Source organism: Oerskovia sp. 140933 (genome assembly GCF_059651515.1).
Genome location: NZ_JAMXIO010000001.1, coordinates 237,063 through 253,821, shown reverse-complemented (window position 1 = coordinate 253,821; position 16,759 = coordinate 237,063). Strand labels below are relative to the sequence as shown.

Annotated in this window: 17 protein-coding genes; 12 read left to right on the top strand and 5 right to left on the bottom strand. The window is 73.6% G+C overall.

Annotated features, from left to right (window positions below; genetic code table 11):
- The first annotated feature begins 19 nt into the window (after positions 1-19).
- Positions 20-1,108 carry a thiamine-phosphate kinase gene (locus NHG27_RS01150; RefSeq protein WP_497014467.1) on the top strand — a complete coding sequence of 363 codons (1,089 nt, stop codon included), beginning with the start codon at positions 20-22 and terminating at the stop codon, positions 1,106-1,108.
- Positions 1,109-1,233: 125 nt separating this feature from the next.
- Here NHG27_RS01150 and NHG27_RS01145 read toward each other — a convergent pair whose 3' ends face one another.
- Together NHG27_RS01145 and NHG27_RS01140 are read right to left on the bottom strand one after the other, a co-directional pair.
- Positions 1,234-1,752 (bottom strand): GNAT family N-acetyltransferase, encoded by a 519-nt coding sequence (locus tag NHG27_RS01145; protein WP_193721200.1) that lies wholly within the window; start codon positions 1,750-1,752, stop codon positions 1,234-1,236.
- 150 nt (positions 1,753-1,902) lie between these two features.
- On the bottom strand, positions 1,903-2,955 hold the full coding sequence (locus tag NHG27_RS01140) for an FAD-dependent oxidoreductase (RefSeq protein ID WP_497014466.1): 1,053 nt from the start codon (positions 2,953-2,955) through the stop codon (positions 1,903-1,905).
- Between the two features lie 80 nt (positions 2,956-3,035).
- On the opposite strand from NHG27_RS01140, the gene NHG27_RS01135 reads away from it, so the two are divergent.
- Positions 3,036-3,653, top strand: a complete 618-nt coding sequence (locus tag NHG27_RS01135) for a helix-turn-helix domain-containing protein (protein WP_193721198.1) — start codon at positions 3,036-3,038, stop codon at positions 3,651-3,653.
- A 155-nt stretch (positions 3,654-3,808) separates the two neighbouring features.
- Here the strand turns inward: NHG27_RS01135 and rpmB are convergent, their stop codons facing one another.
- A complete protein-coding gene (rpmB, locus tag NHG27_RS01130) occupies positions 3,809-4,000 on the bottom strand; it encodes a 50S ribosomal protein L28 (protein ID WP_030150850.1) in 192 nt (63 codons plus the stop codon).
- Positions 4,001-4,291: 291 nt separating this feature from the next.
- Here rpmB and NHG27_RS01125 point away from each other — a divergent pair, with 291 nt between their 5' ends.
- The 3 genes from NHG27_RS01125 (at position 4,292) to rsmD (ending at position 9,061) form a co-directional block, all read left to right on the top strand.
- Positions 4,292-5,980 carry a DAK2 domain-containing protein gene (locus tag NHG27_RS01125; protein ID WP_497014465.1) on the top strand — a complete coding sequence of 563 codons (1,689 nt, stop codon included), beginning with the start codon at positions 4,292-4,294 and terminating at the stop codon, positions 5,978-5,980.
- Positions 5,977-8,361 (top strand): ATP-dependent DNA helicase RecG, encoded by a 2,385-nt coding sequence (locus NHG27_RS01120; protein ID WP_497014464.1) that lies wholly within the window; start codon positions 5,977-5,979, stop codon positions 8,359-8,361. The genes NHG27_RS01125 and NHG27_RS01120 overlap by 4 nt, the downstream gene beginning before the upstream one ends.
- A gap of 115 nt (positions 8,362-8,476) precedes the next feature.
- The gene (gene rsmD, locus NHG27_RS01115) at positions 8,477-9,061 is read left to right on the top strand and encodes a 16S rRNA (guanine(966)-N(2))-methyltransferase RsmD (RefSeq protein WP_497014463.1); all 585 of its coding nucleotides are present in this window, start codon (positions 8,477-8,479) and stop codon (positions 9,059-9,061) included.
- A gap of 114 nt (positions 9,062-9,175) precedes the next feature.
- Here rsmD and NHG27_RS01110 read toward each other — a convergent pair whose 3' ends face one another.
- On the bottom strand, positions 9,176-10,015 hold the full coding sequence (locus NHG27_RS01110) for a hypothetical protein (protein WP_497014462.1): 840 nt from the start codon (positions 10,013-10,015) through the stop codon (positions 9,176-9,178).
- A gap of 106 nt (positions 10,016-10,121) precedes the next feature.
- On the opposite strand from NHG27_RS01110, the gene coaD reads away from it, so the two are divergent.
- From coaD to mutM, 6 genes are all read left to right on the top strand, one after another.
- The gene (gene coaD / locus NHG27_RS01105) at positions 10,122-10,688 is read left to right on the top strand and encodes a pantetheine-phosphate adenylyltransferase (protein WP_193721193.1); all 567 of its coding nucleotides are present in this window, start codon (positions 10,122-10,124) and stop codon (positions 10,686-10,688) included.
- Complete coding sequence (locus NHG27_RS01100; RefSeq protein WP_193721192.1) at positions 10,685-11,203, top strand: ATP synthase subunit B family protein; 519 nt, start codon at positions 10,685-10,687, stop codon at positions 11,201-11,203. Before coaD ends, NHG27_RS01100 begins: the two co-directional genes overlap by 4 nt.
- A gap of 232 nt (positions 11,204-11,435) precedes the next feature.
- Complete coding sequence (locus tag NHG27_RS01095; protein ID WP_407671979.1) at positions 11,436-11,984, top strand: YceD family protein; 549 nt, start codon at positions 11,436-11,438, stop codon at positions 11,982-11,984.
- Positions 11,985-11,986: 2 nt separating this feature from the next.
- Complete coding sequence (rpmF, locus tag NHG27_RS01090) at positions 11,987-12,181, top strand: 50S ribosomal protein L32 (protein ID WP_030150858.1); 195 nt, start codon at positions 11,987-11,989, stop codon at positions 12,179-12,181.
- A 5-nt stretch (positions 12,182-12,186) separates the two neighbouring features.
- Entirely contained in the window at positions 12,187-12,948 is a 762-nt protein-coding gene (rnc, locus tag NHG27_RS01085; protein WP_321575505.1) for a ribonuclease III, read from the top strand.
- On the top strand, positions 12,941-13,942 hold the full coding sequence (gene mutM / locus NHG27_RS01080) for a bifunctional DNA-formamidopyrimidine glycosylase/DNA-(apurinic or apyrimidinic site) lyase (protein ID WP_193721191.1): 1,002 nt from the start codon (positions 12,941-12,943) through the stop codon (positions 13,940-13,942). Before rnc ends, mutM begins: the two co-directional genes overlap by 8 nt.
- A gap of 29 nt (positions 13,943-13,971) precedes the next feature.
- Here mutM and NHG27_RS01075 read toward each other — a convergent pair whose 3' ends face one another.
- Complete coding sequence (locus tag NHG27_RS01075) at positions 13,972-14,958, bottom strand: phosphoglycerate dehydrogenase (protein WP_497014461.1); 987 nt, start codon at positions 14,956-14,958, stop codon at positions 13,972-13,974.
- Positions 14,959-15,211: 253 nt separating this feature from the next.
- On the opposite strand from NHG27_RS01075, the gene gadC reads away from it, so the two are divergent.
- Positions 15,212-16,759, top strand: a complete 1,548-nt coding sequence (gene gadC / locus NHG27_RS01070; RefSeq protein WP_497014460.1) for a glutamate/gamma-aminobutyrate antiporter GadC — start codon at positions 15,212-15,214, stop codon at positions 16,757-16,759.

The window sequence follows — 16,759 nt, the reverse complement described above, 5'->3', positions numbered from 1 at the left end:
TCCCGCGTAAGGTGGCGCCGTGACCGATCTGAACGAGGGCCCGGCGCTGGTGCGCGAGACGTCGGAGGAGGAGCTGCTCGCGGCGATCTTCCCCCTGCTGCCGACGGGCGAGGCCACGCTCGTCGGGCCGGGGGACGACGCGGCCGTGGTCGGTGCACCTGACGGGCGGTTCGTGGTCTCCACGGACGTCCTGGTCGAGCGCCGCCACTTCCGTCCCGAGTGGTCCACGGGGTACGACGTCGGGTGGCGCGCCGCGATGCAGAACCTCGCCGACGTCGCGGCCATGGGGGCGCGGCCCACGGCCCTCGTGGTCTCGCTCGTGATCCCGGGGCACCTGCCGGTCGAGTGGGTCACGGGACTGGCCCGAGGCCTGGCCGCGGCGTGCGCGCCGAGCGGCGCCGCCGTCGTCGGGGGAGACCTGTCGAGCGGCGACGACGTGGTCGTCGCGGTCACGGTCCACGGGGACCTGGGCGGGCGGGCGCCGGTCCTGCGCTCGGGAGCCCGGGTGTCCGACGTCGTCGCGCACGCCGGGCGTCGAGGCTGGTCCGCCGCAGGACTCGCCCTGCTCGACCACGACCTGGGTACCGCCGACCAGGAGCTGGTCGACGCGTACCTGCGGCCCGAGCCGCCGCTCGGCGCCGGGCCGGCCGCCGCCGACGCGGGGGCGACCGCGATGCTCGACCTGTCCGACGGGCTGCTGCGGGACGCGGGTCGCGTCGCGCGGGCGAGCGGCGTCGGGATCGACCTCGACCTGGCCGCGTTCGCAGGAGACCTCGCTCGGCTGGGTGCCGCTGCGGCCGCGGTGCGTGCAGTGTCGGGCGAGCGACCGGCGGGCGAGTGGGCCGCTGCCGAGGTGTCGGCGGCCGAGGCGTCGGCGGCCGGGCAGGACGCCGCGCTGGCCCGGGACTGGGTCCTGACGGGTGGCGAGGACCACGGGCTGCTCGCGACGTTCCCCGCGGGGACGGTGCTGCCGGAGCCGTTCCGGGCCGTGGGGCGAGTCGTGGACGGGCGCCGCTCCGGGGACCCGGGCGGACCAGGGGCTGCGGTCACGGTCGACGGGATCGCGCCGCGGGCGCACGGCGTCGGCTGGGACCACTTCAGGGGCTAGGAACCCGACGTGGCCCCGCGATGGGGTCGCCTCGGCGATCCCGGAGGGGGCCCGACACGACGGAGGGGCCGCCCGGCGGGGCGACCCCCCTCGACGGGAGAGGTCGGCGTGCGGTGGCGCGGGACTCAGATCGTGCGGCGGTAGCGGACCTGGGTCAGGTCGCGCCCGCCGATGTCGTCGCGGCGCTCGACCCCGTCCGGTGCGAAGCCGTGACGGCGGTAGAAGTGCTGGGCGCGGTCGTTGTCCTTGAGCACCCACAGGGAGACCGGGGTGCGAGGGGGGACCTTGCCGAGCATGGTGCGCATGAGGTCACGGGCGACGCCCCGACCCCAGGCCTCGGGGTCGAGGTAGATGGCGTAGATCTCGAGGTCGCCGTCGTCTGCGTCCTCGTCGCGCGCCGGACCGATGCTGGCGAAGCCGAGGGCTCGACCGTCGGCCTCGGCGAGCAGGATGTCAGCACCCGAGCTCGTGAGGTTGCTGGTCCAGGCGGCCTCGCGCTGGTCGTGGTCGAGAGAGGCCAGGTACTCGTCGGGGACGATCCCGGCGTAGGCCCCGCGCCAGGAAGCGATGTGGACCTGGGCGATCGAAGGCGCGTCCTGCGGTGTCGCCGTGCGGATCGTTACCTCGTTGAGTTCCGTCACCATGACCAAATCCTGCCACTTCCGTGGAGATCCGCCAACCCTCTTTGTCCGGATCTTCAGCAAATCTCCCCAAGGAGATGTGTTGTCGGCTTCGCCGAGGGGTGTGCCCGGGTCATCGGTGTCGCCCCCGCGGTCCGTCGTCCACCGATCCTCTCAGCCTTTGCCCGTCGCCGCCTGCGGGCCGTCGGCGGCCCGCTCGCCGGTCGCAGCCCTGGCGACCGCCTCCCGGACGTCCTCGGCGATCAGGTCCCCGTTGATCGCCGCGGCCGCCTGGACCCCCGCAGCCGCCGCCGCGACGACCTGCGCCATGAGGTGCGTGACGTTGCCCGCGACGCGGACCCCTGGCACCGACGTCGCGCCCATGGGGTCGGAGGGCACGTACGTCCCGACGACCGTGCCGTCGACCTCCTGCTCCACCGTCTCGATCCCCAAGGACTCCAGGAGCGCGGACCGGGCGGTGAAACGAGGCGCGACCACGAGCGCGGCGCACGGCACGACCTCGCCCGACGCGAGGCGCACCCCGCTCAGGACGCCGTCCTGGACGTCGAGGGCCTCGACCGGCCCCTCGACGAGCCGGACGCCGCGCGCGTCGAGCGCGGCGCGCGTCACGGCGTCCGGTGCGGGACCCTCGTGGAGGAAGAGCGTCACGTCGTCGGTCCACTGGCGCCAGAGCTGGGTGTGGTGCAGCGACATCGGGCTCGTGGCGAGGATGCCCACGGCCTGGTCCCGGACCTCCCAGCCGTGGCAGTACGGACAGTGCAGGACATCCTTGCCCCAGCGCTCGGCGACGCCAGGGACTGCCGGCAGCTCGTCGAGCAGGCCGGTCGTGACGAGCAGCCGGCGAGCACCGACGTCCCGGCCGTCCGCGAGCCGGACCTCGAACCCGCCGCCCGCGAGCGGGACGGCCGACTCGACCGTGCCGTGCGTGATGCGTCCGCCGTACGCCGTGACCTCGCCGCGCCCCACGGCGAGGAACGCCGCGGGGTCCTCGCCGTCGCGGGACAGGTAGCCGTGCATGTGCGCGGCCGGGGCGTTGCGTGGGCGACCCGCGTCGATCACGAGCACGCTGCGTCGTGCGCGGGCGAGGGTCAGGGCGCCGCTCAGCCCGGCAGCGCCGCCGCCGACGACGACCACGTCGTAGGTGCTCGCCGCGCCGCCGGTGTGCGTGATCTCACCCGTGGCGGGTGTCGTGCTCTCTCGGGTCATGGGGACCACCTCCGCGTCGAGCATCACCGCGCGGCGTCTGCGGTGGCAACTCCTGTTGCCGCAATGGCAAACTCGACCGCATGGACGAGCACACGGACACGCACCAGGACGACCCGTTCGCCGCTGCCCTCGAGGCCGTCGGCCCCCGGCTGCGCGCCCTCAGGCAGCAGCGCGACCTGACGCTGGCCGAGCTGTCGGACCGCACGGGCATCTCCGTGAGCACCCTGTCCCGCCTCGAGTCAGGAGGGCGTCGCCCCACGCTCGAGCTCCTGCTGCCGCTCGCCCGCGAGCACGAGGTGCCGCTCGACGAGCTCGTCGGTGCCCCACCCACGGGGGACCCGCGCATCCACGCGCGGCCCGTCAAGCGGGGCGACTCGACGATCCTGCCGCTCTCCCGGCGCCCGGGCGGGGTCCAGGCCTACAAGCAGGTCATGCACGGACGCACCTCGGACGTGCTGCCGGAGACCAAGGTGCACGAGGGCTACGAATGGCTGTACGTCCTGGGCGGGCGCCTGCGGCTCCTGCTCGGCGAGCACGACCTGGTCCTGGGCGAGGGGGAGGCTGCCGAGTTCGACACCCGCACCCCGCACGCGATCCTCAACGCCGACGAGCACCCGGTCGAGCTGCTCGTCCTCCACGGACCCCAGGGGGAGCGGGCGCACTTCCGGGCCCGGCCCAGGCAGCGACGACCGGACTGACGCGGCCCGTCGGGCGGCGGATGCCGGAGCCGTGGCTCACGGCCGGGGTGGGCGCCGCTGCCCGGCCGCTGCCCGGTCGTTGCCCGGCCGTTGCCCGGCAACGCGAAAGCCCGCCAGGACGAGTCCTGACGGGCTTTCGTGAGAGCGGAAAAGGCTCAGACGTGGCGGACGACCTTGCCGGCCTTCAGGCACGAGGTGCACACGTTGAGACGCTTCGGGGTACCCGAGACGATCGCACGGACGCGCTGGATGTTCGGGTTCCAGCGACGCTTCGTACGGATGTGCGAGTGCGAGATGCTGTGCCCGAAGCTCGGGCCCTTGCCGCAGACTTCGCAGTTGGCAGCCACGATTTCTCCTGATCGTCGTGCACGCCTCCGCGAAAGGACAGCGGCGACGTAGTGAATGGTCTGTGGGGTGAACGCTCCGAACCGGCGAGAGCCAGGGAACGTCCGTGGTCGCCCGGATCTGTCCGGGCAACCTCCATAGGGTAGCCGATGGCCGCCCTCCACCCCAAACCGACCCGGGCGCATGCACAGAGCAGCGCACAGGGCGGACTACGGTGGTCCGGTAAGTATCGCAGGCTCGACGGGGGTTCGGCACCCCCGCGCGCCCGGACCCCACGAAGGAGCCCCACGAGCGTGACGGACGCCACAGGACGGATCGAGCCCGCGGTCGTGCAGGCCTGGGTCGCGGAGGCGGTCCGGACCCTCGGGGAGGCCAGGGCGCGCATCGACAGCGCCAACGTGTTCCCCGTCGCCGACGCGGACACGGGGACCAACCTGTTCCTGACCGTCACCCAGGGCGCGCGCGCCGTGAGCGAGGTGCCCGACGGCGCCCCCGTCGACGAGCTCCTCCTCGCGCTCGCACGGGGCGCCCTGATCGGGGCCCGCGGCAACTCGGGCGTGATCCTCAGCGAGTTCCTGCGCGGTTTCGCGGGCGCGACCACGCTCGCCGACGAGCCTGTCGGGGCGTTGCGGGTCGCGACCCGGTTCGAGGCCGCCGCCCGCTCGTCGTACGCGGCCGTCGCCGTCCCCGTCCCCGGCACCATCCTCACGGCGGCCGACGGTGCGGCCGTCGCCGCCCGCACCGCGGCGGACGCGGGGGCCGACCTGGTCGGCGTGGTCCTGGCCGCCCGCACCGGAGCCCACGAGGCCATGCTGCGCAGCCCCCACGAGCTCGACGTCCTGTCCCGGGCCGGCGTGCTCGACGCGGGGGCGTACGGGCTCGTCCTCGTGCTCGACGCGTTGTGCCGCGCGCTGGGCGTCGAGCCCGGCCCCGTCGACGGGACCGACGGGTTGTCGGTGGCCGGCGGCACCATGGCCTCCATGGTGAGCAGCACGACCCGCGCCGACGGGGTGAGCGACGTCACGGCGACCCGGACGCCCGGGGGGAGCGACGGCGTCGGGCCGGACGGGTGGGACGCCCCCGAGGAGCACGTGCCCGTGGGCCTCGACGGCGAGTTCGAGGTCATGCTCGTCGTCGACGGCTCGCGCACCACGGCGCCCGCACACCTCGCCGACTCGCTGCGCGGGGCGCTCGCGCAGGTGGGGAGCTCGGTCGTCGTCGTGGGGGAGGGCGTCTGGCAGGCGCACGTGCACACCGACGACCCCGCGCGCGCCGTCCACGCCGCCCGGACCGCTGCCGACGGCGCCCCGTTGCGTCAGGTGTGCGTACGGCACCTCGCGACCCAGGTCGCGGCGCGCGGCCTCGAGGACCTGCACGGCCACGCGACCCCGCCGCCGCCCCAGCACGTGCCCGAGCACGGCGTGGTCGCCGTCACCTCGGCCCCGGGGCTCGTGCCGGACCTGGCCCGCAGCGGCGCCGTGGTCCTGCTCGCGACCGACCACACGCCCAGCCCCGACGAGGTGCTGCGTGTCGCCGTGGACACCGGGGCCCGCCACGTCGTGGTCCTTCCCGGGAGCGCACGCGCGGCCCACGCCGCCCGAGGCGCCGGGGCGCTCGTCGGCGCGGGCGCCGGAGACCTGCGAGGCATCGAGGTCCTCGACGCCCCCACCGACCTGCACGTCGTGGCCGCCCTCGCCGCCGCGACGCTGGGTCCCGCCGACGACGCCCGCGCCCTCATGCGGTCGACGCTCGCCGAGGTCCGCGCGGTCCAGGTGCCCGCCGACGGGAGCCTCGTGCGGCCCGCGCTCGAGGCCCTCCTCCGCAGCGGTGACGAGGTGCTGACCGTCCTGCCCGGGCGCCTCGTGGACCCCGTCGTGATCGACGTGGTCGCAGGCATCGCGCGCCAACGTGTCCCCGGCATCGAGGTCGTCGTCCTCGACCCGGGGCGGGACCACGCCGACCTGGAGCTGGGAGCGGAATGAGCGGCGAACCCTTCGGCGCGTCGGGTCCCGACGCGGAGCCGGCGGCCCCCGATCACGTGACCGGCACCCGGCGCCTCGCGGGCGACCTGGTGACCGGGCCGGTCGACCGCTTCGCCGAACCCCTGACCAAGGTGCTCGGCCCGCGCTCGGCGGGCGCGCTCGCCAAGCTGGGCCTCGAGACCACGGGCGACCTGCTCGGCCACTACCCGCGCCGCTACGGCGACCCGGGCCGGCTCACCGACCTCGGCGGGCTCGTGCTCGGGGAGCACGTCACGATCATGGCGCGCGTCGTCCAGGCGACCGTGCGGGCCATGCGCTCGCGCGGCGGGGCCATGCTCCAGGCCGAGGTCACCGACGGTGTCCACCGCCTCTCGTTGACGTTCTTCGCCAAGGGGACGGGCGCGCTGCGGACGCACGAGAGCCGGCTCCAGCCCGGCCGCACCGGCCTGTTCACCGGCGTCGTGAGCGCCTACCGCGGGACGCGGCAGCTCACGCACCCCGACTACCTCATCATCGGGGTCGACGCCGACGACGAGGAGGCCGCCCTCATCGAGGCGCGCCGCCCCATCCCGCTCTACCCGGCGAGCGCCTCGATCCCGAGCTGGCGCATCCAGAAGGCCGTCCGTCAGGTCCTCGACCCGCTGACCGAGGACGAGGTGCCGGACCCGCTGCCGCCCGCCGTCCGCGAGGCCCGAGGGTTCGGGTCGCGGCACGCGGCGCTCAAGGACGTCCACGAACCCTTCGACACGCGCCAGTGGCAGCACGGGCGGGACCGTCTGCGCTACGAGGAGGCGTTCGTGCTCCAGGCCGCGCTCGCCCAGCGGCGCGCGCGGGCCGAGGCCGAGGAGGCGACCGCCCGGCCGCTGCGCGCACCGGGCGAGCCCAGCGCGCTAGCGGACTTCGACGCGTCGCTGCCCTTCACGCTCACGGCCGGGCAGCGTGAGATCGGCGAGGAGATCTCGGCCGAGCTCGCGCGCTCGCGCCCCATGCAGCGCCTCCTCCAGGGCGAGGTCGGCTCGGGCAAGACGGTCGTCGCGCTGCGCGCGATGCTCCAGGTGGTCGACGCCGGAGGGCAGGCTGCGCTCCTGGCACCCACCGAGGTGCTCGCCTCCCAGCACGCTCGCACGCTCCGGACGCTGCTGGGGCCGCTCGCCGAGGAGGGGATGCTGGGCGGGGCCGACCACGGGACGCGCATCGCGCTCCTCACCGGGTCCTTGGGCGCCGCGGCCAAGAAGTCCGCGCTGCTCGACGCCGCGAGCGGACGGGCCGGGATCGTCGTCGGCACGCACGCGCTGCTGAGCGAGAACGTGCAGTTCGCGGACCTGGGCCTGGTCGTGGTCGACGAGCAGCACCGGTTCGGTGTGGAGCAGCGCGACGCGCTGCGTGCCAAGGCCCGGACCAGCCCGCACCTGCTCGTCATGACCGCGACCCCCATCCCGCGCACGGTCGCCATGACCGTCTTCGGAGACCTCGAGACGTCCTCGCTCACCGAGATCCCGGCGGGGCGCGCGGGCATCACGACGCACGTGGTCCCCGCCGACAACGAGGCGTGGATGAACCGGACGTGGCAGCGTGTGCGCGAGGAGGTCGACGCCGGGCACCGCGCCTACGTGGTGTGCGCGCGGATCCACCCCGACGAGGCCGCGGCCTCGGGTGACGCCGACGGCGTGGGCGCCGCCTCCAGGAAGAAGTCCCGGACCGACGACTTCGACGAGGTGCCCGACTTCCTCGACCTCGACGGCGCGGGCGCCGGGTCGGACCGGCCGCCGCTGCGCGCCGTGCTCGAGGTCGCCGAGGAGCTCGCGAGCGTGCCCGCGCTGCGGGGGCTCGTCGTCGGGGTCCTGCACGGCCAGATGCCCCCCGCGGACAAGGAGAGGGTCATGGCCGACTTCGCGTCCGGGGCCGTCCAGGTGCTCGTCTCCACGACCGTCGTCGAGGTCGGCGTCGACGTCCCCGAGGCCACCGTGATGGTCGTGTTCGACGCCGACCGGTTCGGTCTCTCGCAGCTCCACCAGCTTCGCGGGCGCGTGGGCCGCGGGTCCGCGCCCGGGCTGTGCCTCCTGGTCTCGACCGTCGAGCCGGGGACCCCCGCGGCGGTGCGCGTCGAGACCATGGCCGAGACCACCGACGGGTTCCGGCTCGCGACCGTCGACCTCGAGCTGCGCAGCGAGGGCGACGTGCTGGGCGCGGCCCAGTCCGGCAGGGCCAGCTCGTTGAAGCTGCTGCGCGTCGTGAAGGACGTCGCGGTGATCGAGCAGGCGCGCGCCGATGCGGCCGACGTGATCGCGGCCGACCCGGACCTGGCGGAGCACCCCGAGCTGCGCGCCGCGATCGCGAGCCAGCTCGACCCCGAGCGCGAGGAGTTCCTGGAGCGGGCATAGCGGTGCGGTCCGGTGCTCGGCCCCGGCGCCCGGCGCGTGGCGCCCGGCGCCGGGCTCGGGCTGTGGCGGGATCCGGGGGGCGGGGCATCGGTGGTGCGGGAACTAGGCTGTCCGCATGACGAGGATCGTGGCCGGGACGGTCGGTGGACGCAGCCTGCAGGTGCCCCCCAAGGGGACCCGGCCCACGAGCGACCGGGTGCGTGAGGCGATCTTCTCGCGGCTCGAGCACTACGGGGTCCTCGACGGCGCCTACGTCCTGGACCTGTACGCGGGCTCGGGCGCGCTGGGGCTGGAAGCGGCCTCGCGGGGCGCGCAGAAGGTCGTGCTCGTGGACGCCGCGCGGGTCGCGGCCGAGGTCTGCCGGACCAACGTGAAGACCCTCGGGCTGACGAACGTGCAGGTCGTCCAGGACAAGGCCGAGAAGTTCGTCCTGTCGCCCCCCGCGACCACGTGGGACGTCGTCTTCATCGACCCGCCCTATGACGTGTCCGAGGCCGTCGTCGCGGAGCTCCTCCGTCAGCTCGCGCAGACCTCCGCGCTCGTCGAGGACGCGGTCGTCGTGGTCGAGCGGTCGACGCGCAGCCCCGAACCGACCTGGCCCAGCGGGTGGGAGCTGCTCGCCCGCAAGGACTACGGCGAGACCGCGGTGTACTACGCGGGCCCCGCGACGGCCGAGGAGCCGCAGGCCGCCGGGTCCTGACCCTGCTCGCCGTCGACCACGAGACGGGTGCTTCGGCGCGAGACAGGTGGTCCGGGCGCGGACCGGACCACCCGTCTCGCGCCGGACCACCCGTCTCGCGGGTGGCAACCGGCGTCAGCCGGCCGACGGTGCTCGCAGCGACGACCCGTCGAGCAGCCCCACGGGCACCCGGTCCAGCTCGTCCACGCCGAGCAGCGCGACCCGGTCGCCCGCGACGGCGTCGAACAGTGCGCGGGTGGGGGAGTCGTCGGCCAGGGAACCCTCGCTGTCCACGAAGTACTCCTGCAGGAACGTGCGCAGGGGAGCCGCAGGGACGCTGGTCGCTGCCGGGTCCTCGGTCGCGAGCGTCATGAGGAGCAGCGCCGGGACCCGTTCGGCCCCCGGCTCGTTGCCGGGCTGGAAGTACGGCACCGCGAGCACGCGCCCACCGTGGCGCGCGTAGAACCGCAGCCGCGCCTCGGGGTCGCCGTGCGCCTCGCTCGCGGCATGGAACCCCGGGTGCTCGACCTCGCCGAGCACCATGACCGGGTGCAGGTTCTCCCGCCACGCCGACACGGCCGCCCCGAGCAGCGCGGCACCGATCCCGCCTCCGCGGCGCCCCGGCGCGATCGCGAGGTACTGCACGAGCAGGACACGTGCCTCGGCCGACCACGACCCGACGACGCCCGCCACCACGCGCCCGGCGTGCCCCGTACCGGACTCGCCCGCCTCGTGGGCGGCCGCCTCGCCGGCCCCTGCCGTCCCCGCACCCGACGGGCCCGGGGGAGCGGCGCCGTCGGGCACCTCCACGACGCCCAACGACTCCAGGCGCCCTGCCGCGTGCTCCGCGAGGAACGACGACAGCGAGACCAGCTCGGCCGGCGGGAACGACGGGCTGAGCACGTCCCGGTAGAGCTGCGTGAGCTGCTCGACCGAACGCAGCGGGACGACGACGGGACCGGACTCGGGGGACATGGGCCCATCCTGCCGCGCCCGCGCCCGGGTCGCAGGAGGGAGCCGCAGGACGGCCACCCGTCCTGACCTGCCAGGATTCCCGAGGCGTGTGTACTACCGTGGCGAGGTGACCATCGCCGTCTGCCCGGGGTCGTTCGACCCTCTCACCCTCGGCCACCTCGACATCGTCCGCCGTGCGCGGACCCTGTTCGACGTCGTGATCCTCGGGGTCGCCCGCAACTCCACCAAGTCGGCCCTCCTGAGCGCCGAGCAGCGCGTCGAGATCGCCCGCGCGGCCCTCGACGCGTCCCCGGGGCTCGAGGACGTCCGCGTCGCGATCGTCCCCGGACTCCTCGTGGACTTCTGCCGCGAGGTCGGGGCCGTGGCCGTCGTCAAGGGCCTGCGGGGCGGTGCCGACTTCGACGCAGAGCTGCCCATGGCGCTCATGAACCGCCACCTCGTGGGCGTCGAGACGGTGTTCGTCCCGGGCGACCCGGCCCTCGCGCACGTCGCGTCCTCGCTCGTCAAGGACGTGGCCCGCTTCGGTGGTCCCGTCGACGACCTGGTGCCCGCGGGCGTCGGCGACATCGTCCGCCGGGCGATCACGGACCGTGCGGCCGGCTCGACGCCCGCGGCCGAGCCGATGCGGCCGACGCAGCAGACGCCCCCCACCACGGAAGGAACAGGCCGATGAACGACCACCCGCTCGGGCAGACCGAGGACGAGGCGCAGACCGAGGCCGGGCTCCACGTGATCCTCGACGACCTGGCGCTGCTCGTCGAGAACGCCCGCGCCATGCCCATGTCGTCCTCGGTCCTGGTGCACAAGGCCGACGCGCTGGCCCTCGTCGACGAGATGCGCCAGGCGCTGCCCGAGCAGCTCGCGCACGCGGACGAGGTCCTGGCCGAGGCCGACGCGGTCCTGGCGGACGCCCGGCGACAGGCCGAGGACATCCTCACCACGGCGCGCGCCCGGGCGATCGAGCTCGTCCAGAAGGAGCAGGTCACGGTCCAGGCCGAGTCGCAGGCGCGCTCCATCGTCGAGGAGGCCGAGCGCACGGCCGCGGAGCTGCGGGTGGACGCCGACGACTACTGCGACCGGCGCCTCGCGGAGTTCGAGGTGGACCTCGGCAAGATCATGGCGCAGGTGCACGCGGGCCGCGCCAAGCTCGCGCAGCGCATCGGCGACTACCAGGCGCCCCCCGAGTAGCCGTGCCCCGGGCGGTCCCGCCGGGGCAGTTCGCGAGGTTCGACGGTACTTCGGTGATGCCGTAAGATAGTCCGTTGGTCCTGCCTGTCATCGGCTGGGACCGAGGACACCCGTCCATCCCCCGAGTTCTCGCGGTGATGGCTCGTGTGCTGTGACCTTGAACACCGGTGGCCCGTCGGGCCGTCGAAACCCTGTGGAGGAACCCATCACTCTCGACCCGCGCTCGCCTCTTGTGCTCGACACCTACGAGCTCGGTCGGCGTCCCGGATCTATGCGTGAGGTGTCTCGCACGGTCAAGGCCCCGGCTGACCTCGGTACCGTCGTGATCGGCATCCCTGAAGGCACCGACCTCGCGCTGGACGTCCGGCTCGAATCGGTGATGGACGGTGTGCTGGTGACGGGGACTGCCCAGGCCCAGGCGGTCGGGGAGTGCGTGCGGTGCCTGGAACCGGTGACGGCTGACGTCGTCGCGGACATCCAGGAGCTGTTCGTGTATCCCGAGCGTGCGAAGGCCGCGGCAGAGTCCGGTGACGACGAGGACGAGGTGTACGAGCTCGAGGGCGACCTGATCGATCTCGAGCCCGCACTTCGGGATTCCGTCGTCACTGCACTACCATTCAGACCGTTGTGTCAGCCCGATTGCCAGGGCCTGTGCTCCGAGTGCGGAGCACGTCTGGCTGAGGATCCTGATCACTCGCACGACATTGTCGATCCCCGGTGGTCGGCACTACAGAGCATGCTCGAGGATCCGAGCGTGTCCGACGAGACGAAAGAGAGCTAGCCGTGGCTGTTCCGAAGCGCAAGATGTCGCGCAGCAACACCCGTGCGCGTCGTTCGCAGTGGAAGACCACCGCCGCGAACCTCACGACCTGCCCGCAGTGCAAGGGCGACAAGCTGTCGCACGCTGCGTGCCCGACCTGCGGCACCTACAAGAGCCGTCAGTACGTCGAGGCGCTGCGCACCGAGCACGCAGGCTGAATAGCGTGACGCCGGACGCCCCCGCGGCCGCCGGTCTTCTCGAGAGGCTCGGGATCCACCTGGATCCCGAGCTTCTCGTGCTTGCACTGACGCACCGTTCCTTCGCCCACGAGCACGGCGGGATCCCCACCAACGAGCGCCTCGAGTTCCTGGGCGACGCGGTCCTGGGGCTCGTCGTGACGGAGGCGCTGTACCGCCGCCACCCCGACCTCCCCGAGGGCGAGCTCGCCAAGATGCGTGCCGCCACGGTCTCGCAGAAGTCGCTCGCCGCGATCGCGCGAACCTTGGGGCTCGGCGGGTACATCCTGCTCGGCAAGGGCGAGGTGCGGACCCGGGGCAACGACAAGGACTCGATCCTGTCGGACACCGTCGAGGCCTTGATCGGCGCGACGTACCTCAGCCACGGCCTCGACGTCGCGCGCGACCTGGTGCACCGGCTCGTCGACCCGACGCTCGCCGTCGCCGCGGACCTGGGTGCCGGTCTCGACTGGAAGACCTCCTTGCAGGAGGCGGCCGCGGTCCGCAACCTCGGCGCCCCGACGTACACGAGCCAGGGTGCCGGTCCGGACCACGCTCGCACCTTCACGTCCGAGGTGTCGCTCGACGGCGTCGTGTACGGCACCGGCAACGGGTCCGCCAAGAAGTACGCCGAGCAGGACGCTGCCGAGATGGCGTACCGCGCGATCCAGGCGCTGCCCCTGCCGGCCTCCGCGGCCGACCAGGGCGCCGGCACGGAAGGGCACCAGGAGCCCGACCCCGGTGCCTGAGCTGCCCGAGGTCGAGACCGTCCGGGACGGCCTGGCCCGTCACGTCACGGGTCGCACGGTCACGGGCGTCGAGGTCCTGCGGGACTACTCGGTCCGTCGTCACGAGGGGGGACCGGAGAGCTTCCGCGGCCAGCTCGTGGGGCAGCGTGTGGGCGCCGCGGTGCGGCGCGGCAAGTACCTGTGGCTCCTCCTGGAGAGCCCGGCGAGCCCGCTTCCCGGCCGCGCGGCCTCCCAGGACGCCCTGCCCGACGGCGCCGCGCCCGCAGCCGAGCACGTCACCGCCCTCATGGCGCACCTGGGCATGAGCGGCCAGCTCCTGGTCCGCTCGGGGACCGCCGCGATCGACAAGGTGCCGCACCTGCGCGTCCGGCTCGAGCTGTCCGCTCTTCCCGGTGAGGACGAGGCTGACGCCCCGCGCACCCTCGACTTCGTGGACCAGCGGACGTTCGGGCACCTGTCCGTGACCGACCTCGCGCCCACCCCCGACGGCGCCCCCGGCGGCTGGGGCTCGCCCCTGCCGGAGATCCCCGAGCCCGCGGCGCACATCGCGCGCGACCTGCTCGACCCCGCGCTGCGGCGCGACGAGCTCGCGACGGCGATCCGCCGCCGTCGGACGGGGATCAAGCGCGCGCTGCTCGACCAGCGGCTCGTGTCAGGCGTCGGCAACATCTACGCCGACGAGGCGCTGTGGCGCGCCGGCCTCCACTACGCGCGCCCCACCGACACCCTGCGCCTGGCCGAGGCGCACCGCGTGCTCGACGCCGCCGAGGAGGTCATGCGCGAGGCTCTCGCCCAGGGCGGGACCAGCTTCGACGAGCTCTACGTCAACGTCAACGGCCAGTCCGGGTACTTCTCGCGCTCGCTCGCGGTGTACGGGCGCGAGGGCGAGGAGTGCTCGCGGTGCGGGGCGCTCGTGCGCCGCGACGAGTTCATGAACCGGTCGTCGTACACGTGCCCCGTCTGCCAGAAGGTGCCGCGGAACGCTCGCTGGTGACCGGCCCGCGGCCCGGTCGGGAGTCCTGCTCAGCGCGGGACCACGTTGCGCAGCGGGCGTCCCGCGCGCAGGTTCTCGAGGTTCTCCAGGACCAGTGCCGACGCGCCCCGCGGCCGACCGCCCGCGACGTGGGGCGTGATGATCGTGTTCGGGGCGTCCCACAGCGGTGAGTCGGCCGGGAGCGGCTCGGTCTCGGTCACGTCGAGCGCCGCTCCGCCCAGACGGCCCTCGCGCAGGGCCTCCACGAGCGCTTCCTCGTCGACCGTGGCGCCACGTCCCACGTTGACGAACCACGCGTGGTCGGGGAGCTGGGCGATGCGTGCCGCGTCGAACGCGTGGCGGGTGGTGGGGACGGCGGGCAGGAGCGAGACCAGGACGTCGGTCGTCGCCAGGACCCGCGGAAGGTCCTCGTCCGTGACGACGGGGAAGCCGGCCCGCTCGCCCGCGGCGCTCGCGACGCCCGTGACGTGCGCGCCCAGCGCCCTGTAGAGGGGCGCGAGCGCCGCCGCGATCGACCCGAAGCCCCAGATCGTGACGTGCGCGCCGTGCAGCGTGAACCGGCCGCTCGTCGCCGGGTCGGCCTGCTCGCGACCCAGTGCAGAGTCCCACCGGTGCTCGCGCTGCGCGGCGGCCGTCCGCCCGAGGCGCCGGACGGCCGCGAGCGTGAGGGCCAGGGCGTGCTCGGCCACCGGGCCGTCGTGCAGGGACCGCCCGTTGGTCACGACCACCTCGGGGGCGAACCCCGCCGCGAGGATCGCGTCGGGACCCGCAGCGAGGGTCTGGACCCAGCGCAGGCGTGGGAGGTGCGCGGCGGCGTCGGTGAGGTTCTCGGGGGAGTTGGCCCACGCGACCAGGACGTCCGCGTCGCGGTGCTCCACGGGCAGGGGAGCGGCGGCGTCGTACCCGACGAGCACGTCCTCCCGCGAGACGACCGGGCCCGCTGCGCCCGTCCCCGAAGGGCCCGCGCCGCTCGGGGCGAGGGCGAGCGGCAGGGTGTCGGGGACGAGGATCTTCACGCGTGCCTCCAGGCAGGACGGGAGCGGTTCCGGCGGTGTCCGGACACCGCCCCCGGGGACGCCCCGGGGCGTAGCGGACGTATCGACGCTATCAGCGCGAATCCCCAGGACGCGGCCCCGGTTCGGGCTTCCGCCGGGCCTCTGTTCCGGGCGCGCGAACCGGCGATCGGCGATATGTTCGCAACGTCTGGCACGTCCTAGCGGTTTCTCGGCGACCCGCCCGTCCAGGGGGTCTCGGCGGCACGGAGGAATGATGGCCTCATCCACAGCGGAGTCGGGCAGCTCGGACGCATCCGTCACGACGGGAGCGCGCGGAGCCCCACCGACCCGCGAGGAGATGCGCGCGGCGATCACCGCGAGGACTCCCAAGAACTACATCACCTGGCTGATGCTCGCGTTCATGATCACGTCGTCGGTCGCGAGCCTGCGTGCCGCCCCGACGATGGCGGTCTACGGCCTGGCGGCCGTGTTCCTGTACGTCGTGCCCGCGATCGTCTTCCTGCTGCCCACGTCGCTCGTCTCGGCCGAGCTCGCGTCCGGCTGGTCCGGGGGCGTCTACCGCTGGGTCGCGGACGGCATCTCGAAGCCGGCCGGGTTCCTCGCGATCTGGTGCCAGTTCGCCATGACGATCTTCTACTACCCGAGCCTGCTCGGGTACGTGGCCAGCACCTTCGCCTACGTCATCAACCCGTCGCTCGCGAGCAACGGGCTGTACGTCGCGATCGTCATCGTCGTGCTGTTCTGGACCGGGGTCTGGGTCTCGTCCCAGGGCACCAAGACCGTCGCCGGCCTGTCGAGCTTCGGGCTGATCATCGGGACGCTGGTGCCGGGAGCGCTCCTGGTGATCCTCGGGCTCGTGTTCCTCGGCGAGGGCAACACCTCCGCCGCCCCCATGGACGCCTCGCACCTGCTGCCGCAGTGGACCGGGATCGCGTCGCTCGTGCTCGTGGTCAACAACTTCCTGTCGTACGCGGGCATGGAGATGAACGCGGTGCACGTGACGAGCCTGCGCAAGCCCGCCAAGGAGTTCCCCCGCGCGATGTTCCTCGCGATCGGGCTGGTCCTGCTGATCTTCATCCTCCCGGCGCTCGCGATCAGCTGGGTCATCCCGGCCGACCAGCTCAGCCTCACGGCCGGCGTCATGCAGGCCTTCGACGCGTTCTTCGCGAACTTCGGGGTGAGCTGGCTGACGCCGATCCTCGGCCTCATGCTCATCGCGGCCTCCCTCGGAGGCATGCTGACCTGGCTCGCGGGCCCCTCGAAGGGGCTGCTCACGGTCGCGCGCGAGGAGGGCTACCTGCCGCCCTTCCTGCAGAAGCTCAACAAGCACGGCGTGCAGCAGAACATCCTGGTCTCCCAGGGGCTGGTGACCACGGTGATCGCCCTGCTCTACGCGTTCATCCCGAACGTCTCGAGCTCCTACTGGATCCTGTCGGTCATCACCACGCAGGTCTACCTGATCATGTACCTGCTGCTCTTCGTGGCCGCGGTCAGGCTGCGGCGCACCAAGCCCGACCACCCGCGCGGCTACCGCGCACCCGCGCTCACGCTGCTGTGCACGGTCGGGTTCCTCGCGTCGGTCGCCGCGATGATCATCGGGTTCGTGCCGCCCGCCCAGTTCTCGAGCGGCAGCGGGGGCGTGTACCTGCTGATCGTCGGCGGCGGGCTGGGCGTCGTCGGGATCCTGGTGCCCGCGCTGTTCTACTTCCTGCGCAAGCCGCACTGGAAGAACCCGGCCAACGTCGGGGGCCCGGAGGAACCGCTCGTCGACGCCCCCGCCGACGGCCACGAGGAGGCGTGA